The sequence below is a fragment of the Actinoplanes awajinensis subsp. mycoplanecinus genome, from assembly GCF_001509495.1.
GTDB lineage: Bacteria > Actinomycetota > Actinomycetes > Mycobacteriales > Micromonosporaceae > Actinoplanes > Actinoplanes palleronii.
Genome location: NZ_LLZH01000318.1, coordinates 167,227 through 187,464 on the forward strand (window position 1 = coordinate 167,227; position 20,238 = coordinate 187,464).

The 20,238-nt window shown below is 71.5% G+C and carries 13 protein-coding genes and 1 riboswitch; of the genes, 6 read left to right on the top strand and 7 right to left on the bottom strand.

The window, feature by feature from the left end:
- Nucleotides 1–729 precede the first annotated feature (729 nt).
- Nucleotides 730–1,470, bottom strand: coding sequence for a C40 family peptidase (locus ADL15_RS42255; RefSeq protein WP_232344890.1), 741 nt, complete (start codon nt 1,468–1,470; stop codon nt 730–732).
- Between the two features lie 99 nt (nt 1,471–1,569).
- A riboswitch (cyclic di-AMP (ydaO/yuaA leader) is annotated at nt 1,570–1,698 on the bottom strand.
- A gap of 455 nt (nt 1,699–2,153) precedes the next feature.
- Here ADL15_RS42255 and ADL15_RS42260 point away from each other — a divergent pair.
- From ADL15_RS42260 to ADL15_RS42270, 3 genes are all read left to right on the top strand, one after another.
- Nucleotides 2,154–3,374: a Mur ligase family protein gene (locus ADL15_RS42260; RefSeq protein WP_067704925.1), complete on the top strand. Its 1,221-nt coding sequence runs from the start codon at nt 2,154–2,156 to the stop codon at nt 3,372–3,374.
- Between the two features lie 33 nt (nt 3,375–3,407).
- Nucleotides 3,408–4,121 carry a type 1 glutamine amidotransferase gene (locus ADL15_RS42265; protein ID WP_067704491.1) on the top strand — a complete coding sequence of 238 codons (714 nt, stop codon included), beginning with the start codon at nt 3,408–3,410 and terminating at the stop codon, nt 4,119–4,121.
- A gap of 106 nt (nt 4,122–4,227) precedes the next feature.
- A complete protein-coding gene (locus ADL15_RS42270; protein WP_083972435.1) occupies nt 4,228–5,007 on the top strand; it encodes a TVP38/TMEM64 family protein in 780 nt (259 codons plus the stop codon).
- Between the two features lie 192 nt (nt 5,008–5,199).
- On the opposite strand, the gene leuS is transcribed toward ADL15_RS42270, so the two are convergent.
- Nucleotides 5,200–7,995, bottom strand: a complete 2,796-nt coding sequence (gene leuS, locus ADL15_RS42275; protein WP_083972455.1) for a leucine--tRNA ligase — start codon at nt 7,993–7,995, stop codon at nt 5,200–5,202.
- 427 nt (nt 7,996–8,422) lie between these two features.
- Between leuS and ADL15_RS42280 the strand changes: the two genes are divergently transcribed.
- The 3 genes from ADL15_RS42280 to ADL15_RS42290 are packed head-to-tail and all read left to right on the top strand — an operon-like array spanning nt 8,423 to nt 13,232.
- On the top strand, nt 8,423–9,463 hold the full coding sequence (locus ADL15_RS42280; RefSeq protein WP_067704497.1) for an AAA family ATPase: 1,041 nt from the start codon (nt 8,423–8,425) through the stop codon (nt 9,461–9,463).
- Between the two features lie 2 nt (nt 9,464–9,465).
- The gene (locus ADL15_RS42285; protein ID WP_067704499.1) at nt 9,466–10,764 is read left to right on the top strand and encodes a DUF58 domain-containing protein; all 1,299 of its coding nucleotides are present in this window, start codon (nt 9,466–9,468) and stop codon (nt 10,762–10,764) included.
- Nucleotides 10,761–13,232 (top strand): transglutaminaseTgpA domain-containing protein, encoded by a 2,472-nt coding sequence (locus tag ADL15_RS42290; protein ID WP_067704502.1) that lies wholly within the window; start codon nt 10,761–10,763, stop codon nt 13,230–13,232. The genes ADL15_RS42285 and ADL15_RS42290 overlap by 4 nt, the downstream gene beginning before the upstream one ends.
- Before the next feature lie 507 nt (nt 13,233–13,739).
- Here the strand turns inward: ADL15_RS42290 and ADL15_RS42295 are convergent.
- The 5 genes from ADL15_RS42295 to ADL15_RS42315 form a co-directional block, all read right to left on the bottom strand.
- The gene (locus ADL15_RS42295) at nt 13,740–14,132 is read right to left on the bottom strand and encodes a DUF3040 domain-containing protein (protein ID WP_067704505.1); all 393 of its coding nucleotides are present in this window, start codon (nt 14,130–14,132) and stop codon (nt 13,740–13,742) included.
- 251 nt (nt 14,133–14,383) lie between these two features.
- Nucleotides 14,384–15,640 carry an alkaline phosphatase family protein gene (locus ADL15_RS42300; protein ID WP_083972436.1) on the bottom strand — a complete coding sequence of 419 codons (1,257 nt, stop codon included), beginning with the start codon at nt 15,638–15,640 and terminating at the stop codon, nt 14,384–14,386.
- Nucleotides 15,637–16,371, bottom strand: a complete 735-nt coding sequence (locus tag ADL15_RS42305) for a methyltransferase domain-containing protein (protein WP_067704508.1) — start codon at nt 16,369–16,371, stop codon at nt 15,637–15,639. Before ADL15_RS42305 ends, ADL15_RS42300 begins: the two co-directional genes overlap by 4 nt.
- A 59-nt stretch (nt 16,372–16,430) precedes the next feature.
- Nucleotides 16,431–16,808 carry an SSI family serine proteinase inhibitor gene (locus ADL15_RS42310; RefSeq protein WP_067704510.1) on the bottom strand — a complete coding sequence of 126 codons (378 nt, stop codon included), beginning with the start codon at nt 16,806–16,808 and terminating at the stop codon, nt 16,431–16,433.
- Between the two features lie 81 nt (nt 16,809–16,889).
- Entirely contained in the window at nt 16,890–20,138 is a 3,249-nt protein-coding gene (locus ADL15_RS42315; protein ID WP_067704928.1) for an error-prone DNA polymerase, read from the bottom strand.
- Nucleotides 20,139–20,238: the final 100 nt, after the last annotated feature.

Here is a 20,238-nt window from a genome sequence, read left to right on the forward strand (position 1 = left end):
GGAGGAAAGTGGAGCCCCACCTGCCCCGAACCGGCAGCCCCCACTCGGGGCGCGGCGGCACTCCCCGCCTCCCGGCCCAGCGGCGCCGGCAGCCCCTCGCGGCCCAGCGGGGCCGGCAGCCCCTCGCGGCCCAACTGGGGCCAGCAGCCCCTCGCGGCCCAGCGCCCTCGCGGCCCAGCGCCCTCGCGGCCTCGCGGGCGGTAGCGGCGCGCGTCACCACCCCGGCTGGTCCTCACTGCCCTTTCCAGACCCCGATAGCGGCCACCAGGACCAGCCGACTGCCCTTGGCGAGCGCCCACGGTGAGTATCGCGGCCCAGATGACGACTGCCACCGCTCGTCGACCGAACCCAGTGAGTACCCACGACCGCAGCGCCGGGGAGCGCAGCCCGCGCGATGTTCCCGTCTCGGCGCGGCACCGGCGCGCCTCGCGGCCCCGGCTGGTGCTCACGGTCGGCTCGGCGCTCGTGAGACAGCCGTGAGCACCAGCCGGGCCGCGGGCAGGCGGGCAGGCGGGGCGGGGGACGGGAACGCCAGTGGGGCGCGGCCCGGAATCGGGTCGCGCCCCACTGGCGGTGTTTCCTTACTTACTAGGTGCTGTCGGGCAGCGGAGCACCCTCGGCACCGCCGAACGACCTAGCACCCTCGGCGCCGAGGGCTTTCCGGACACCCGCAGCACCGCGGGCGACCGAGCGCCGAGTCCACTGACCGTTCCCCGTGCCGGGGCACGGTCAGGCGACCAGCCGGCGCACGACGTAGTTGCTGCCGTAGATCTTGTGCTTGCCGACGCGGGCGCCGGTGTGCGGCGAGTCGTACATGTAGCCGCCGCCGGCGTAGATGCCGGCGTGGTAGCCGTACGAGCCCGACCGGAAGACGATCAGGTCGCCGACCTTCTTGTTGGACTTGCTGACCGACTTGCCGTAGTGCTGCTGCGAGTTGGCCTTGTGCGGCAGCTTCTTGCCGGCGGCCTTCTTGTAGACGTACAGCGTGTAGCCGGAGCAGTCGAACCGCTTGGGTCCGGCGGCCGCGAACTTGTACAGCGCGCCCTTGTGCTTCTTCGCCTCGGCGAGGATCTTAGCGCCACTGGCCTTGACCGTGACCTTGACGCCCTTGGTGGCCGCCTGGCTGTAGCCGGTCCCGGTGAAGAGCGTCCGGACGTACGCGGACGTCTTCGGCGCGGCCTTGAGAGTGACCGTCCCGTTGGCGTTGCGGACGGTCTCGGTGTCCCAGGTCACCCACTTGCCGTTGCGAAGTCCCTGCAAGCGGACGGTGCCCTTGGCGACCTTCCCGGTGTTCGGGTTGATGACCTTGGCGGTGACCTTGAGACTGGAGCCCCAGGGGAGCTTCCGGGTGCTGAGCTTGTTGCTCAGCCTGGGCTTCACCTTCACCGCCGCGGCGGTGGTGGTCGTGGTCACCGTGGTGGCGGCGACCGGCGTCGTGGTGGTGGCCGCCGAAGCGGGTGACGTGGCCACGAGCTGACCTGCACAGAGGCAGAGGCCCAGGGACAGTGCGACGGTACCGGCGCCGGACATGCGGCGGTTACGGCTCGAACTGTGTTGGTGCACGGTAAGGAGATCCCTCCGGCACGCCTGCGAGGTTAGCTGTCGGGTTCGGGCGGGAAGGTTGCCCGGCCGCTTTCGCGGCTTCACCCCAAGGCCCCCACCGATGGCGCCGCCGGTGTCGCGCGGCTCGGTACGGACCGGGTTTCTGGTTCCCCCGTCCCTGCCCCCGATTGCCTCGTCTGGTCGATCTGGTGTTGCGGCGTCGCACCCTCGGGATCGGGGCAGGGCTCGGCGTGAACCGTCCGGTGCGGCCGGCGAGCGGATGCCGCCGGCTGATCCTTGGTACCCGAACGAACCCATGATCGTCAGGTGCGATTCAGTTACACAAAGTGATTGGCACATCAGGCCCTGTCCAGTTTGTTACCTCCGCGAGACAAATGTCATCGCGCAGAGTGTTCAACCAAACACACTGCGTCGAGGAAAGCCGGTGAACCAGAACACATAAAAACTCAGGTGGTAACCCGTTCGTGACACCACCACGCCGGTCAGCGGCGCAAACGCAATAAGCCGTACGGGCGAAAGGGGTTCCGGGCCTTCCGGCAACTCGACGTCACCCTTGGTTCCGGTACCCTCGCTGCGTGACGGACGGGAAGATGCCCCTGCGGGCCATAGTCGCGACCACCGCGTCGAAGACGGCGGCCGCTCTCTCCAGGGCCGCGGGACGCGGCGACGGGTCGGTGATCGGCGGCTGGATCGGCCTCAAGATCGATCCGGACCTGCTGACCCACCTCGCCTCAGGGCGTGCCGTCGCCCTGGTGTCCGGCACCAACGGCAAAACCACCACCACCCGGCTCACCGCGGCCGCGGTCGGCGTGCTCGGCCGGGTGGCCACCAACTCGTTCGGCGCCAACATGCCCTCCGGGCACACCTCGGCGCTGGCCAAGGAGGGGCACACCCCGTTCGCGGTGCTGGAGGTGGACGAGCACTACCTGCCACAGGTGATCGAGGCCACCCGCCCCAAGGTGGTGGCGCTGCTCAACCTCTCCCGTGACCAGCTCGACCGGGCGAAGGAGGTGGCGATGATGGCGCAGCTGTGGAAGACCACGCTGGCTAGCCACCCCGACATCCGGGTGGTGGCCAACGCCGACGACCCGCTCGTCGTCTGGTCGGCGGCCGCCAGCACTCAGGTCACCTGGTTCAGCGCCGGCCAGCGCTGGCACGACGACTCGTTCGTCTGCCCGGAGAGCGGCCACCCGATCGAGCGCGCCAACGGCGACTGGTGGTGCTCCGGCTGCCCGCTGCGCCGCCCCCGCCCGCAGTGGGTGGTCGAGGAGGACGGCGTCATCGACCCCCGCGGCGACTGGCACCTGGTCAAGCTGCAGCTGCCCGGCAAGGTCAACCTCGGTAACGCGGCGACCGCGCTGGCCGTCGCCGGCGAATTCGGGGTGCGCCCGATCGAGGCGCTGCCCCGGCTCTCCCGGGTGTCGTCGATCGCCGGCCGCTACGCCCAGGTGGACCGGGACGGCCGCAACATCCGGCTGCTGCTCGCCAAGAACCCGGCGAGCTGGCTGGAGGCCTTCGACATGGCCGACCAGGCCCCCACCCTGCTCTCGATCAACGCCCGGGACCCCGACGGCCTGGACACCTCCTGGCTGTGGGACGTCGACTTCTCACCGCTGCGCGACCGTCCGGTGCTGATCACCGGCGACCGGGCGTTCGACCTGGCGGTCCGGCTCCAGGTGAACCAGGTGCCGTTCCGGCACGTAAACAGTTTTGACGAGGCGCTGGCGTCGGTGCCGCCGGGCCGCCTCGAGGTGATCGCCAACTACACGGCTTTCCAGGACATCCGGGCGGTGCTCGACCGTGTCAACTGAGTCCACCCGAGGCGGAACGACAGAGGGCAAGGCATGAACGACAGCACGCTGCGGATCGTCTGGATCTACCCCGATCTGCTGAGCACGTACGGCGACCGGGGCAACATGCTGATCCTGGCGCACCGGGCGGCCGCCCGCGGCATCCCGGTGGAGACCTACGAGGTCCGTTCCGACATGCAGATGCCGACCTCGGCCGACATCTACCTGATCGGTGGCGGCGAGGACGGCCCGCAGGCGCTGGCCGCCCAGCGCCTGATCACCGACGGCGGCCTGCACCGAGCGGTCAACCAGGGCGCCTCGGTCCTGGCCATCTGCGCGGGTTACCAACTGTTCGGCCACTCGTTCTTCGCCAAGGGGACAAAATGTGCGGGCCTCGGCCTGCTCGACATCTTCTCGGACCGGGGCGAGACCCGGGCGGTCGGCGAGCTGCGGGGCGACATCGACCCGCGACTCGGCCTGCCCCCGCTGACCGGTTTCGAGAACCACGGCGGCCGCACCCACCTGGGCCAACACGCCGCGCCGCTGGCCCGGGTCACCGGCGGCATCGGCAACGACGGCCAGACCGAGGGCGCCTGGGCCGGCAAGGTCATCGGGACGTATTCGCACGGTCCGGCGCTCGCTCGCAACCCAGCGATAGCCGATCTGCTACTGCGTTGGTCGACCGGCGCGGATAGGCTTGCGCCCCTCGACGACTCGTGGCCGGAGCGGCTGCGAGGCGAGCGGCTGGCCGCGGCGACCCCGGCCTGACCCTGAGGACCGGCGGCGGAGAGCACGGCCGGAAGACGACGACGAGCGCGGAATAGACCTGCACGACCTTGTCCAGAACCGACGACAGTTGGGGCGGTAGGCCTGCATGACCGACAAACCTGATCACCCCGTGTGCACCCTCGAGCGGGACCCTCAGGCTGCGGCGATCAGCCAGTCCGCCCCGGCCGTCGCGACGGACCTGGAGGCGCACGCGCCGATCAGCCGGAAGCGCCGGTTCGCCCGGCTCGGCCTGCTGGCCGCGGCGATCACCGGCCTCGCCGTCGCCGCCGCCACCCTCCCGCTGCGCGACATCGGTGACGCCGTGGTCGCACTCGGCCCCGGCGCGGCCGTCGCCGTCGCCGTACTGGGTGGTCTGCTCCTGTCGGTCCTGGTCCCGCGGACCGCGGTGACCGTCGCCTGCGGTGCCCTGCTGGGCGCCGCGACCGGTATGGTCGCCGCCCTGGCCGCCGCGGTGATCGCCGCGATCGCCACCTACTACGCGGGCCGCTGGGCCGGGCGCGGTGCGCTGCAGGCCAAGGCCGGTGGCCGGCTGGCCCGGCTGGACGGCTGGCTGAACCGCCGCGGGCTGGCCGCGGTGCTGCTGGTCCGCTTCCTCCCGCTGGCACCGTTCGGGCTGGTCGGCTACGCCTACGGCACCACCAGCGTGTGCCGCAAGCGCTACCTGCTCGGCACCACGATCGCCGCCATCCCGTCGACGGTCACCTACGCCGTGATCGGTGCCGCGGTCGCCTCCCCCGGCAAGATGAGCCCGGTCACCATGGCCCCCGCCGTGATCGGCTTCCTGCTCTCCACCGCGATCGTCCTGCGCTGGCGCCAGACCTCCCGCCGCGCCGCGGCTGCCGCGGTCGTCCCGGCCGCTGCCTGACCCCGCGCGTCCGGACCGCTTCCCTCCAGGTCAGTTCACCATCCTTCGGTACGACCAGAGCGCACACCCCGCAGCCGACTTCTTCGCGGCCGCCACCCGGTGAGCGCGGACGGGGCTCCCCGTCGTACCAAAAAAGGGGTAAGCGCGACGGAGCCGCCGGCCTGGACCGGCGGCTCCTCGGTGTTCCGTGTGTCAGACGACGACGCTGACCAGGCGGCCCTTCACCACGATGACCTTCTTCGGGGTGCGGCCGTCCAGCGCGTCGGCGACAGCGGCCAGCGCGGCCTCGCGCACCTCGGCCTCCCCGGTCTCCGGGCTGACCTCGACCCGGCCACGGACCTTGCCGTTGATCTGCACCGGGTAGGTGATCGAGTCGGCGACCAGCTGGGCCGGGTCGGCCTGCGGGAAGTCGGCGTAGGCCAGCGTCCCCTGGTGGCCCAGCCGGCCCCACAGCTCCTCGGCCAGGTGCGGCGCGAACGGCGACATCATCAGCACCAGCGGCTCGACCGCCTCACGGGACACCCGGGGCAGCGGGGTCAGCGTGTTGGTCAGCTCGATCAGCTTGGCGATCGCGGTGTTGAAGCGCAGCTCGCCCATGTCCTCGCGGACCCCGGCGATGACCTTGTGCAGCACCTTGCGGGACTTCGGGTCCAGCGGCTCGTCGGTGACCCGGTTCTGCCCGGTCTCCTCGTCGACCACCAGGCGCCAGGCGCGCTGCAGGAAGCGCTGCGAGCCGATCACCGCGCGGGTGTCCCAGGGACGGGACACGTCCAGCGGGCCCATCGCCATCTCGTAGACCCGGAACGTGTCGGCGCCGTACTGGTCACACATCTCGTCCGGGGTGACGACGTTCTTCAGCGACTTGCCCATCTTGCCGTACTCGCGGTTGACCTTCTGGTCGCCGTAGTACCAGGCGCCGTCACGCTCGACGACCTCCTCGGCCGGGACGATCACGCCGCGGGCGTCACGGAACGCGTACGCCTGGATGTAGCCCTGGTTGAACAGCTTGTGGAACGGCTCGAAGGACGAGACGTGCCCCAGGTCGAACAGCACCTTGTGCCAGAAGCGGGCGTACAGCAGGTGCAGCACGGCGTGCTCGACACCGCCGACGTACAGGTCGACGCCGCCGGAGCCGCCGGGCTCGCGGGGGCCCATCCAGTAGGCCTCGTTGGCCGGGTCGACCAGCTCCTGCTCGTTGTGCGGGTCCAGGTAGCGCAGCTCGTACCAGCAGGAACCGGCCCACTGCGGCATGGTGTTGGTCTCGCGGGTGTAGGTCTTCAGCCCGTCGCCCAGGTCCAGCTCGACCTCGACCCAGTCCTTCTTGCGGGACAGCGGGGTCTCCGGCTCGGACTCGGCGTCGTCCGGGTCGAAGGTGCGCGGCGCGAAGTCGTCGGTGTCCGGCAGCACCACCGGCAGCATCGCGTCGGGCAGCGCGATCGGCAGGCCGGTCTCGTCGTAGACGATCGGGAACGGCTCGCCCCAGTACCGCTGCCGGCTGAACAGCCAGTCGCGCAGCCGGTAGGTGGTGGCGCCGGAGCCCTTGCCCTGCTCCTCCAGCCAGGTGATCATCGCGGCCTTGGCGTCGACCTTGGTCAGCCCGTCCAGGAAGCCGGAGTTGATCACAGCGCCGTCGCCCGTGTAGGCACCCTCGACGCCCTCGGGCGTCTCGATGGTGCGGACCACCGGCAGCGCGAACGCGGTGGCGAAGTCGAAGTCCCGCTCGTCGTGCGCGGGCACCGCCATGATCGCGCCGGTGCCGTACCCGGCCAGCACGTAGTCGGCGATGAAGACCGGGACGCGCTCGCCGTTGACCGGGTTGGTCGCGTAGGCGCCGGTGAAGACACCGGTCTTCACCTTGCCGTCGGCGGTCCGCTCCTCCTCGGTCTTGGCCGCGGCCGTCGCTCGATAGGCGGTGACCGCCTCGGCCGGGCTCGCGTGCCCGCCGGTCCAGACGTCCGGCACACCGGCCGGCCAGGCGGCCGGGATGATCGACTCGACCAGATCGTGCTCCGGGGCCAGCACCATGTAGGTCGCGCCGAACAGCGTGTCCGGGCGGGTGGTGAAGACCCGGATGTGGTCGTCACCGATCGGGAAGTCGACGTGCGCGCCCTGCGAGCGGCCGATCCAGTTGCGCTGCATCAGCTTGACCGGCTCCGGCCAGTCCAGCGTGTCCAGGTCCTCGACCAGGCGGTCGCAGTACGCGGTGATCCGCATCATCCACTGCTTCAGGCTGCGCTTGAAGACCGGGAAGTTGCCCCGCTCGGAGCGGCCGTCCGGGGTGACCTCCTCGTTCGACAGCACGGTGCCCAGGCCCGGGCACCAGTTGACCGGGGCCTCGCTCATGTACGCCAGCCGGTGGTCGTCGATCAGCTGACGCTTTTCCGTGGCCGACATAGCGGTCCATGCCGGATTTGTCGGACGGGAACCGGACTCGAACTCGGCGATCAGCTCCGTGATCGGCCGCGCCTTCTTCAGCTCCGGGTCGAACCAGGAGTTGAAGACCTGCAGGAAGATCCACTGGGTCCAGCGGTAGTACTCCGGGTCGGTGGTGGAGAACGAGCGGCGCTCGTCGTAGGCCAGGCCCAGCCGGCGCAGCTGCTGGCGGTAGCGCTCCACGTTCGCCGCGGTGGTCACGGCCGGGTGGGTGCCGGTCTGCACCGCGTACTGCTCGGCGGGCAGGCCGAAGGCGTCGAAGCCCATCGGGTGCAGGACGTTGAAGCCGTTCATCCGCTGGAAGCGGGTATAGCAGTCGGTGCCGATGTAGCCCAGCGGGTGACCGACGTGCAGGCCGGCGCCGGACGGGTACGGGAACATGTCCTGCACGTGCAGCTTCGGCGCGCCGGCGCGCGGGTGGTCCGGGTCGGCCAGCTCGCCGACCGGGTTCGGCGCGTGGAACGTCCCGTTCTCCGCCCAGTACTGCTGCCAGCGCAGCTCCATCTCGCCGGCCAGCGCGGCGGTGTAGCGGAACGGATTCTCGGTCTCGCTCATCTTCAACACCATCTCGTCTACGTCATGTGGGCTGGGGTCACGCGCTCCGGGCATAAAAAAGCCCCTCACGCAGGAGGGGGCGCCGTGCTGTCACCGATGCGTGATCAGCACGGCCGGCTAAGGAGCAGAACACGCCGAGCCATGCGCGCCATGATACCCGGCCGTCGTCACGCACGGCGACCGGTATGCGCTCGTAGTACCGATCGAGTCCGGAACCTGATCACCGTCGGTAAATGGACCATGTTCGTCCCGTTTTCTCGAAAGCCTTGGTCGTTCCGGCCTTTCGGAGGGGTGTACAGACGGGGATAACCTGTCAGGACGGGCGGCGAGCGCCGGAGGTTCACGGACCGCTGGGCGCCCGCAAACTTGGGGTGCCCTGACGGTGGGTAAGCCGTCACCGGGGGTACGTATTACTGGGAGGAAGCCCGTGACAACGCCGACCTGGGGCGAGCCGACAGGGCCGCTGCCGAGCGCCGAATTCCGCGCCGCTACACAAGCCATCATGGCCAACATCGAGCAGGTCATCGAGGGCAAGAGCGCGACGGTACGCCTGGCCGTGGCCGTACTGCTGGCGGAGGGGCACCTGCTCATCGAGGATGTGCCAGGCGTCGGCAAGACCAAGCTCGCCAAGGCGCTGGCCCGATCGATCGACTGCTCGGTGCGCCGGATCCAGTTCACCCCCGACCTGTTGCCCAGCGACGTCACCGGGGTGAGCGTCTACAACCAGGAGACCCGCGACTTCGAGTTCAAGCCGGGTGCCGTGTTCGCCAACCTGGTGGTCGGCGACGAGATCAACCGGGCCTCGCCGAAGACCCAGTCCGCCCTCCTGGAGTGCATGGAGGAGCGGCAGGTCACCGTCGACGGGACGACCTACGAGCTGCAGGCGCCGTTCATGGTGGTGGCCACGCAGAACCCGATCGAGATGGAGGGGACCTATCCGCTGCCGGAGGCGCAGCGCGACCGGTTCACCGCCCGGATCGCGATGGGATACCCGGACCCCAGGGCCGAGCTCGCGATGCTGAGCGGCCAGAGCGACCACGACCCGCTGAACGACCTGCGTGCGGTGGCCGACGCCGCGATGGTCCGCCGGCTGATCGAGACGGCGCGCGCCGTACACGCCGCCGACGCCGTCCAGCAGTACGCGATCGCCCTGGTCACCGCGACCCGGGAGTCCCCGGAGATCCGCCTCGGCGCGTCACCGCGGTCCACCCTGCAGCTGATGCGCACCGCCAAGGCGGTCGCCGCGCTGGAGGGCCGGGACTACGTGCTCCCGGACGACCTGCAGGCCCTGGCGGTGCCGGTGTTCGCCCACCGGATCATCCCGACCGCGGACGCGCAGCTGGCCCGCCGGACCACCGACACCATCGTGTCCGAGATCGTTCACCGGCTGCCACTCCCGGTCGCGAACCGCAATCCGTACGACGCACCCCGGGACGGCCGCGCGCCGTACGAGTCCCGGGGGCGGTGACCATGCGGGAGGCGCTTCGGGGTCTCACCACGCGCGGGCGCTCGTTCCTGGCCGCCGCGATCGCCGCCGGCATCTCCGCGCTCATCCTGGGCGAGCGGGACCTGCTGCGGGTCGCCGTGCTGCTGGCCGCGCTGCCGTTGCTGGCCGCGGCGTACGTCGGGCGGAGCCGCTACAAGCTGGCGTGCACCCGTTCGCTGGAGCCGGGCCGGGCGCCGGTCGGTTCCAGCGCGCGGGTCATCCTGCGCCTGCAGAACCTGTCCCGGCTGCCCACCGGCACCATGCTGCTCGAGGACCGGCTGCCGTACGCGCTGGGCAGCCGGCCCCGGGTGGTGCTGGAACGGCTCGGCGCGCACCAGGCCAGCTCGGTGGCGTACACGGTGCGCGCCGACGTGCGCGGCCGGTACCCGATCGGCCCGCTGGTGATCCGGCTGACCGACCCGTTCGGGCTGTGCGAGCTGACCCGCTCGTTCCCCAGCGTCGACCAGCTCACCGTGATCCCGCAGGTCCTGCCGCTCCCCCGGGTGCGGCTGGCCGGGGAGTACGCCGGTTCCGGCGACAGCCGGGCCCGCTCGGTGGCGGTGCACGGCGAGGACGACGCGGCGACCCGGGAGTACCGGCGCGGCGACGACCTGCGCCGGGTGCACTGGCGGTCCACCGCCCGTACCGGTGAGCTGATGGTCCGCCGCGAGGAGCAGCCCTGGGAGAGCCGGGCCACCGTGGTCCTGGACACCCGGCTGAACGCGCACCGCGGCGAGGGCCCGACGGCCAGCTTCGAGTGGGCGGTCTCGGCGGCCGCCAGCATCGCGGTGCACCTGCGCGAGGCCGGGTACAAGGTGCGCCTGGTGACCGGCGGCGGCACCGACATCGACGCGTCCGAGGGCGGCGGCGAGGGCCTGATCCTGGACACCCTGGCCGACGTGAAACTCGCCGCCACCAGCGACGTGGCGGCCCTGGTCGAGCACGTCCGGCGGCGGTCCGACGGCGGTCTGGTGATCGGCCTGTTCGGCTCGCTCACCACCGCCGAGGCGCACCTGCTCAGCGGGCTGCGCGGCAACGGCGCGACCTGCCTGGCGTTCGCCGTCGACAGCGCCACCTGGGTGCCGATGACGGCCGGCGACCGGCAGGACTCCGATCAGGAGCACGCGGCCGCGTCGCTGGCCCTGGTCCGCAGCGGCTGGCGGTCGGTGCGGGTGTCGCACGGTGAGACGTTGCCGGCGCTCTGGCCCACGGTGGGCCGCGGGGCGCAGGGCTTCGCGTACCGCGCGGCGATGGCCGAGACGGTCAGCGGGGTGACCCGATGACCGGCCGCCGTCGTCTCGGCATGGTCGCGGCCGGCGCCACGCTGCTCGGCTCGGCGCCGCTGACCGCGATCTTCGACTCGTGGACCTGGCTGCTGCAGGTGCTGCTCACCATCGTCATGATCGCCGGGGCGGCGGTGCTCACCCGGACGCTGCGGTTCCCGAGCTGGGCGCAGGCGCTGGGCATGGTGGTGGCCCTGGTCGTCACGCTGACCTGGATCTTCCCGAGCGGGCACGAGACGCTGGTGCCGATGCCGGCCACCTTCGCCCACTTCGCCGAGCTGATCAAGCAGGCCGGCGAGGACACCCGGGCGTACGCGGTGCCGGTGCCGGACCGGGACGGCCTGCTCTTCGTCGCGGCCCTCGGGCTGGGCGTGGTGGCCATCGTGATCGACCTGCTCACCGCGGTGTTCCGGCGGCCGGCGCTGGCCGGTCTGCCACTGCTGGCGATCTACTCCATCCCGGTGGCGGTCTACCTGGACAGCGTGCCGGTGACCCCGTTCGTCGTGGCCGCCTGCGGCTACCTCTGGCTCCTGGTCGCCGACAACGTCGACCGGGTCCGCCGGTTCGGCCGCCGGTTCACCGGCGACGGCCGGGACGTGGACGTCTGGGAGCCGTCCCCGCTGGCCGCGGCGGGTCGGCGGCTCGGCCTGGCCGGCGTGATCGTGGCCGTGCTGCTGCCGCTGGCCGTGCCGACCGTCACCGGCGGCCTGCTGTCCCAGCTGACCCAGAACGGCCCCGGTGCCGGTGGCGGGCTGGGCACCGGCGGCGGCGGGAAGATCAACCTGTTCGCCTCGCTGAGCGGTCAGCTGAACCAGACCGCGACGGTCAACCTGCTGACCGTGAAGACCACCGAGAAGGACCCGTTCTACCTGCGGTTCGGTGTCGCCGACCTGCTCACCTCCGAGGGTTTCGGCAACCAGCCGCCGGGCGGGACCCCGCTCAACCGGGGCAGCCTGCCGGACCCGCAGCGCGAGGGCGCCAGCAGCCAGGCCCGGTACCAGCGGTACCACGCCGACATCCAGGTCTCCGACGCGCTGCGGCAGAACATGGCGCCGGTCTACTCGTACCTGGTCGGGATCGACAACATCTCCGGCAGCTGGGCGTACGACCCGAACCAGCTGGTGCTGTTCTCCAGCCGGAGCACCACCCGCAAGCAGAAGTACTCGATCGACTATCTGCGGCCGCAGTACACGCCGACCGAGCTGCGCAGCGCCCCGTCGCTGCCGAAGGACGACCCGGTCCGGCAGATGTATACGAGCGTCCCGGACAACGCCTACGTCGAGACCCAGGTCGCCAAACTGATCAAGGGCAAGCGCACCGATTACGACAAGGTGCGGGCGATCTACGACTTCTTCTCGGTGAAGAACAACTTCGCGTACAGCCTGTCGACCCAGTCCGACGGCGGCCTCTCCGCCATCGAGTCGTTCCTGCGGAACAAGATCGGGTACTGCCAGCAGTACGCGGCCGCGATGGCGTGGATGGCCCGGGTCGCCGGTGTTCCGGCCCGGGTGGCGTTCGGCTTCACCCGGGGCACCGCGGACGGTGACTCGTACGTGATCACCAACCGCAACGCGCACGCCTGGACCGAGGTCTACCTGCAGGGCTTCGGCTGGGTGCCGTTCGACGCCACGCCGACCACCGGGGTGGCCGGTTCGGCCCGCGGCAACTCGGACTGGGCGCCGGACACCGACCGGGCCACGACGCCGACCGCCTCGTCCTCGGCCGCCCCCGCTCCCGGTATCGGCTCCTCCGCCTCACCGGGCCTGAACAACCGGCCCGAGGCGGGGAACGACGGGGACAACTCGGCACTGGCCGACCCGGCAAGCGCCGACACGCAGAACTGGACCGGCCTGCTGATCTTCGGCGTGATCGCCACGTTGATCGCGTTGCTGCTGGTCCCGGCGTTGCGCCGGGTCCTGCTGCGCCGCCGTCGGCACGCGGCGACGGCAGGTCCGCCACCGGTCCTGGCCACGGCCGACCCGACCGAACCGGGGCCGGCCGGCGCGATCACCGCGATCGCGGTGAGCACCGAGACCGTGCAGGCCCGCGCGGATGCGCACGCGGCCTGGGACGAGCTGGTCGACACGATGGTCGACTATCGGATCACGATCGATCCGACGGAGACCCCTCGGGTCACCGCGCAGCGTCTGGTGAAGGAGGCCCTGCTCGGTCCGGAGCCGGCCACGGCGGTCGAGTTGCTCGGCACCGCCGAGGAGCGCGCCCGGTATGCCCGGCAGCCGATGCAGGGCGCCGAGCTGACCTCGGCGCTGCATCAGGTCCGGGCCGGGCTGTCCCACTCGGCGACGCTGCGCAACCGGCTGCGGGCCGTGCTGTTCCCGCCGTCGATCCTGCTCGAGTGGCGCCTGGCGATCTCCGAGGCGTCCACCCGGATGATGGAGGCGGCGACCCGGCTCCGGGACGGCATGACCCGGTTCAACCCGCGCCGGCTGCTGACCAAGAGCCGCTGATCAGACGAAAGGGCCGCTGCTCCTCGGTGTCGAGGAACAGCGGCCCTTTCCCTGTCCCGCAGAACCCGGCCCGCGGCGGGGGCGGGGTGGGGTGGCTGGTTCTCAGGGGTGCCTCACCGGCGTTGAGGCACCCCTCAGCACCAGCCGCGCTCCGCACCGGCGCAACGGGCCCGCGGCGTGCCGCGACGCCAGGCGTGGTGGCTGGCTTTCAGGGGTGCCTCAACCGGGTTGAGGCACCCCTGAAAGCCAGCCACGCTCCGAGCCAGCCACGCTCCGAGTGGGCCCGCACGCGCGCGGAGCAGACGCACGCGCGGAGCAGACGCACGCGTGAAAGAGACGCACGCGTGAAAGAGACGCACGCGTGGAACGGGGCGCACGCGTGGAACGGGGCGCGCAAGAACGGTGGGAGGGCAGCACGAGAGAACGCGCGACCGCTATCGCGGCCGCGTCAGACAAACGACGACGGCGGCCGTCGGCCGCCGTTCGTCTCCGCGTCGGCCGGGGCCGTCAGCGATGCCCTTCCGGCCGCTGCTTCCAGCGGTCTTCCAGGCGGTCCAGGAAACCGCCGTTACCGCGGCGCCCCTGACGTGTCCGCCGTGCGGCGGTCCCGCCGACCGACCTGAGGTCGGGGGCCTGACCGCGCTTTCGTGACTGCATCGCGAAGGCTGCCGATCCGAGCATCACGACGAAACCGGCGACGCCGAGCAGCGTGTTGCTCGCCACCGTCCCGTACACGACGAGAGCCAGACCAAGCACGATCACGAACGCGGCGATGATGAGCCGGCGCCGTGCATGGAAACGCGGGTCGCTGGCCCGCACAGCCGAGGCGAATTTGGGGTCCTCGGCAAGCGACCGCTCGATCTGATCGAACAGCCGCTGCTCGTGGTCCGAGAGCGGCACGGCTTTCCTCCCCGGGCGCATGTCCGACCCACGTGGGGCCGGGGCAGCCGTCGGCTGCCTTACCACGCAAGTCTACGAGGGGGTCGGCGGGTCGGAAAGCGGGACGACGGCTGAGTGCGGGTGATTTTCCATGTCCGGAAGATCGTTTCGTCCGAAAAGCCCGGCTCACCAGGCCAGTTACCCCTGGTAGAACATTCGAACACAGCGCGCGCACAGCGAAGAAAACATCGAAGGATCCGGATGCGCGTCGGTCAGCGGGCGATCAGCAGCGGCACGGTCATCTCGGCTGCGGTCGCCGAGCCGTGATATGCCACCAGCTGTCCCGCCTTGACCGGTTCCCACCCAGAAGCAACCGATATCGTACGACCCCAGCAGATCACCACCACGTCACCGATGCGGTCGGCGTGCCCGGCCGGCACCGGCCCGAACCAGCCCGCGCCGATCGCCTCCTCGCGGGTCAGCACCGAGGCCTCGTGGCCGAACACGCCCCGCCAGTTGGCCAGCACGTCGTCCCGGGCGCCGTCCTCGGCGTAGAGATAGCGGACCCGCGGCTCGCCGGCCACCCCGATCACGCCGTCGCGCAGCTCGGCGATCTCGGCCATGTCCCGGCGGCCCTCGAGCGGCACGTTGAGCTGCCCGTGGTCGGCGACCACCAGCAGCGCGGACCGTGGTGGCAGCCCGTGCACCACCCGGTCGAGCAGCTTGTCGACCCCGCGGGCGGCCTCCCGCCAGCTCTCCGAGTCGACACCGTCCTCGTGGCCGAAGTGGTCGAGGTCCGGGTGGTAGCCGTAGACCAGCGCCCTGCCGTCCGCCTCGCGCAGCGCGGCCAGCATCCCGTCGGCGACCGCCGTGCCGTCCGCGGCGCCGCGGTACGTGCCACCCCGGTTCGCGGCGAGCGAGAGGCCACTGCCCTCGAACTGCGGACGGCTGACCACCGTGGTGCGTACCCCGGCCGCGGCCGCCAGCTCCAGCCGGGTCGGCACCGGCTGCCACTCGCGCGGGTCGGGGTCGTCGCCCCAGGAGATGTGGGTGAGCGGGCGGCCGTCCGGGCGGCGCACGGTGAAACCGAGCACGCCGTGCGCGCCGGGCGGCACCCCGGCGCCCAGGGTGACCAGGCTGACCGGGGTGGTGGACGGGAACCCGGCGGTCAGCGTGCCGGCGTGCCCGCGGCCACCGGAGGCCAGGTCGGCGAGGACCGGGGCGTGCGGTGCGGCCACCGGCAGCTGGTACGCGCCGAGCCCGTCCACCAGCAGCACGGCGATCTTGTCGACGCCGTCGAGGCGGGCGCCGAGGCCGAGCACGTCGGCCGCGCCCGGGACCCCGAGCACCGCGCTCGCACTGGGCAGCAGGTCGGCCAGGCTGCCGGTGCCATAGGCGGGATGCACCCGGTGAAACGCGTCCGGGTGCAGGCGATCATCCGGGAACGGGACCGGCCCGCTCGCCGCGGACGGCAACGGGTCCGGGCCGCCGGCCGAGGCCGAGGACGAGGACGGGGACGCCGAGGTCATGGGCGGCGGGCGAACAGGTGCAGCTGGGAGGCGATGTCCCGGAACGGGAGCTGTGCGCTCAGCGCGAGCTCCAGGTCGAGCACCGCCTGCGGGTCCTGCTCGACGACGGTGGCCGGCAGCAGGTCGGTCACCACTCGTACCCCATGGGTCTCCTCGACCTGGAGCCCGGCGGCGCTGAGCAGGTCAGCGGCGGTCTCCGCGTCGTATCGTCGGCGCAGCGTGTCGCGCGGCCCCGAGCGGCCCTCCGGGTCGGTGACCAGCGCGGACGCCGCCCGAAGGTGGCCGTTGACGGCTCGCGCCAGGATCGCGGCCGCGCGGCTGGCGACCAGCAGGCTGACCGCGCCGCCGGGCCGGAGCGCGGTGGCGATCGCGGCGACCACCCCGGACGGGTCGTCCACCACCTCGAGCACGGCGTGGCACAGGATCAGGTCGGCGCTGCCCGGCTCGACCAGGCCGGCGAGCGCGTCGCCGTCGCCCTGCACGGCGTGCACCCGCTCGGCCACGCCCGCGTCGGCGGCGCGGCGGGTCAATGCGGCCAGCGCGTCCGGGCTGGCGTCGATCACGGTGACGGTGTGCCCGGCCTCGGCCAGCGGCACGGCGAACCCGCCGGTGCCACCGCCCACGTCGAGGACGGTCAGCGTCCGGCCGGCGTTCCGGTCCAGCTCGCGGCGCAGGACCGCCCAGACCGCCGCGGTGCGGGCGGTGACGTGCGGGCGGCCGGTTCGTGCCATTGCGGTGTCCACCCGGGCAGCCTATCGGCCGGGTCGAGTCCTGACCCGGAACGGCATCCTCAGAACGCGAACAGGACGCCGGTGGCGCGGTTCATCTCGCAGCTGTTGCCGTAGGTGTGCGTCCATTTCACCGTGCGTCCCCGCCAGGTGCCGCTGAGCCGCGCGGTGATCGGCTTGTAGAGCAGGAAGCAGTAGCGGTCGGCCGGCTTGAGCCGGGCCGGGTTCGCCCCGGTCCGGGTGAGCGCGGCGCAGGCCTGCACCGGTTGCGGGTGGGCGCCGCCGGCCGGGTCGCAGGTGAGTTTGACCGCCGTCGCGTATCCGGCTTCGGCCGTGTAGGTGAGTACGACGCGTGAACCGCCGGCGGCGGCCAGGACAGGTGAACCGGTGGCCAGGACCGCGGTGGCGGCGGCCAGACCGGTGCAGATCCGGAACAACATGATGCGCTCCCCCGATGGTTGTTCGGTTGCGCACCCTATGCCACTAAGCCCCCGATATCCGGCATTTCCGAAAAAGCCACTTCAGCGGAAGTCCCGGGACGCCGGCGTCACCGGCGGCGTGATCGCCTCCAACCGGTCCGCCACCAGGTTCACCACACCCTCCACCTTCTCCAGCTTTCCCCGCACCAGCAGCGCCGCACTGCTCCGCGCCACCCGCCGGTACCGCGCCCACAACCCCGGCGAGCAGGTCACGTTCAACATCCCGGTCTCGTCCTCCAGGTTCACGAACGTCACCCCGCCCGCGGTCGCCGGCCGCTGCCGGTGCGTGACGATCCCGCCGACCAGCACCCGGGAACCCGCCTCCACCTCCGGCAGCGAGGCGATGGTCACCGCACCGGCCCGCTCCATCCGGTCGCGGATGAACCGCGCCGGATGCGTCTCCGGCGACAGCCCGGTCGCCCAGACGTCCGCGATCAGCACGTCCACCTCGCTCATCCCGGGCAGCATCGGCGCCTCGGTGCCGGTCACCGTCCCCGGCAGCCGGTCCGGTTTGTCCTGTGAGGCCGCGCCGGCGGCCCAGAGCGCCTCGCGGCGGGACAGGCCGAAGGCCGCGAAGGCGTCCGCGGTGGCGAGGGCCTCCAGGTGGGCGGTCGAACATCCGGTCCGCCGTGCGAGATCGGTCATCGACCGATACGACCCATGGGTTCGCCGTTCGCTCTCGATCCGCTCGGCAAGTTCCATTCCGATGGTACGAACGGAGCACAGCCCCTGGCGCACCGCCGGACCGCCCAGGCCCCACACCTGCGGCGACTCACCGGCGCCCGCCTTGAGCCGGCTCTCCGGTGTGGTCTCCAACGTGGCCATCGCGTCGCTGCGGTTGATGTCCGGGCGGCGCACCTCGACCCCGTGCCGGCGCGCGTCGTCGACCAGGGTCTGCGGCGAGTAGAAGCCCATCGGCTGCGCGTTCAGCAGCGCCGCGCAGAACGCCGCCGGGTGGTACCGCTTCAGCCAGGCGCTCGCGTAGACCAGGTAGGCGAAGCTCATCGCGTGGCTCTCCGGGAAGCCGTAGCTGGCGAACGCGGAGAGCTTGTGGAACAGGTCGTCGGCCAGTTCCCCGGTGATCCCGTTGCCGGCCATGCCCGCGTAGAGCCGCTGCCGGATCCGCTCCATCTTCTCCACGGAGCGTTTGGAGCCCATCGCGCGCCGCAGCTGATCGGCCTCGGACGGATCAAAACCGGCCACGTCGATCGCCAGCTGCATCAGCTGCTCCTGGAAGAGCGGCACACCCAGCGTCTTGGCCAGCGCGTTCTCCATCAGCGGGTGCGGCACGCTCGGTTTCTCCAGGCCGTTCTTGCGCCGGATGTACGGGTGCACCGACCCGCCCTGGATCGGCCCCGGCCGGATCAGCGCCACCTCGATCACCAGGTCGTAGAAGGTGTCCGGCTTGAGCCGGGGCAGCGTCGCCATCTGGGCCCGGCTCTCCACCTGGAACACCCCGACCGAGTCGGCCCGGCAGAGCATCGCGTAGACCTCGGGGTCGTCGAGCGGCATCGTCCCGATGTCCAGCTCGTCGTCGATCATGTCGTACGCGTAGTGCAGCGCGGACAGCATGCCGAGCCCGAGCAGGTCGAACTTGACCAGGTCGACGGCGGCGCAGTCGTCCTTGTCCCACTGCAGCACGCTGCGGCCCGGCATCCGGCCCCACTCGACCGGGCAGACCTCGATGATCGGCCGGTCGCAGATCACCATGCCGCCGGAGTGGATGCCCAGGTGGCGGGGGAAGTTCTGGACCGCATTGGCGAATTCGATCACTTGCTCGGGCATGTCGCCGTCGCCGGTGGCCACGTCACCCCAGCGGTCGATCTGCTTGCTCCAGGCGTCCTGCTGGCCCGCCGAGAAACCGAACGCCCGGGCCATGTCCCGCACCGCCGACCGCGGCCGGTAGGAGATCACGTTGGCGACCTGGGCGGTGTGCTCCCGACCGTACTTCGTATAGACGTGCTGGATCACCTCCTCGCGGCGGTCCGACTCGATGTCCACGTCGATGTCCGGCGGGCCGTCCCGCTCCGGGGCGAGGAACCGTTCGAAGAGCAGGTTGTAGCGCACCGCGTCGACGTTGGTGATCCGCAGCGCGTAACAGACCGCCGAGTTGGCCGCCGAGCCCCGGCCCTGGCAGTAGATCTTCTCCTGGACGCAGAACCGCACGATGTCGTAGACGACCAGGAAGTAGCCGGGGAAGCCGAGCTCCTCGATCATCCGCAGCTCGTGCTCCAGCTGGGCGTACGCCTTCGGGTGGTGGTCGCCGTAGCGGTCCCGGGCGCCGCGCATGGTCAGCTCGCGCAGCCAGCTCATCTCGGTGTGACCGGGCGGCACGTCGTAGTCCGGCAGCCGGGGGGCGACCAGGTTCAGGTCGAAGGCGAGGCCGTGGCCGTACATCGCGGCGTTCTCCACCGCGCCCGGGTAGTCCGCGAAACGGCGGGCCATCTCGGCGCCGCTGCGCAGGTGGGCGGTGCCCGCCGCGGGCAGCCAGCCGTCCATCTCGTCCAGGCTGCGACGGGCCCGGACGGCGGCGAGCGCGGTGGCCAGCCGACGGCGGGCCGGCGTCGCGTAGTGGACGTTTCCGGTCGCCACCACCTCGAGGCCGCGCCGGTGCGCCAGGGTGAACAGGGCGTCGTTGCGGTCACCGTCGTACGGGTCGCCGTGATCGGTCAGCTCGACCGCCACGTTCGGGGCGCCGAACAGGTCGATCAGGCGGTCCAGTTCCCAGGCCGCCGCGTCGACCCCCTCGGTGGCCAGGGCCAGCGGGACCGGGCCCTTGCGGCAGCCGGTCAGCACCAGCACGTGATCCCGCAGGGTCTCCGCGACGTGCTCCAGGCCGCGGTAGTCGGGCCGGCCCTTCTCCCCGCCGATCAGCTGGGCCTCGGAGATCACCCGGGCCAGCCGGGCGTAGCCCTCGTGCCCGTGCGCCAGGGCCAGCAGGTGGGCGCCCTCCGGGTCGGCCTCGCCGTTCTGCGGCCGGGTCAGGCCGAGCGACAACTCGGCGCCGAAGATCGTGGGCAGGCCCAGCTCACCGGCCGCCTGGGAGAAGCGGACCACACCGTAGAACCCGTCGTGGTCGGTGACCGCCAGGCCGCTCAGGCCGAGCCGGGCGGCCTCCTCGGCCAGCTCCTCCGGGTGGCTGGCGCCGTCCAGGAAGCTGAAGTTGGTGTGGCAGTGCAGCTCGGCGTAGTCAATATCGGTCTCGGTCCGCACCAGGCCGGCGGCGCGCCGGTACGGTTCGCGCTTGCGGCTCCAGGCCGGCGAGTCCCCGCCGTCCCCGTCGATCGCCAGCGGATCGACGACCGGTGCGGGCGGGAGGTCCGCCCAGAGGGCGTGCTTTCCCGGGTGGCGGTCGTCAGGCCGGTGTTCGTCCGGGCGCTGCTCGCCCGGG

Excerpts from the sequence above, each read along its gene's own strand:
- ADL15_RS42260 (WP_067704925.1), top strand. The coding sequence starts at position 2,154 with ATGCCCCTGCGGGCCATAGTCGCGACCACCGCGTCGAAGACGGCGGCC.
- ADL15_RS42265 (WP_067704491.1), top strand. The coding sequence starts at position 3,408 with ATGAACGACAGCACGCTGCGGATCGTCTGGATCTACCCCGATCTGCTG.
- ADL15_RS42270 (WP_083972435.1), top strand. The coding sequence starts at position 4,228 with ATGACCGACAAACCTGATCACCCCGTGTGCACCCTCGAGCGGGACCCT.
- leuS (WP_083972455.1), bottom strand. The coding sequence starts at position 7,995 with ATGAGCGAGACCGAGAATCCGTTCCGCTACACCGCCGCGCTGGCCGGC.
- ADL15_RS42285 (WP_067704499.1), top strand. The coding sequence starts at position 9,466 with ATGCGGGAGGCGCTTCGGGGTCTCACCACGCGCGGGCGCTCGTTCCTG.
- ADL15_RS42290 (WP_067704502.1), top strand. The coding sequence starts at position 10,761 with ATGACCGGCCGCCGTCGTCTCGGCATGGTCGCGGCCGGCGCCACGCTG.
- ADL15_RS42300 (WP_083972436.1), bottom strand. The coding sequence starts at position 15,640 with ATGACCTCGGCGTCCCCGTCCTCGTCCTCGGCCTCGGCCGGCGGCCCG.
- ADL15_RS42305 (WP_067704508.1), bottom strand. The coding sequence starts at position 16,371 with ATGGCACGAACCGGCCGCCCGCACGTCACCGCCCGCACCGCGGCGGTC.
- ADL15_RS42310 (WP_067704510.1), bottom strand. The coding sequence starts at position 16,808 with ATGTTGTTCCGGATCTGCACCGGTCTGGCCGCCGCCACCGCGGTCCTG.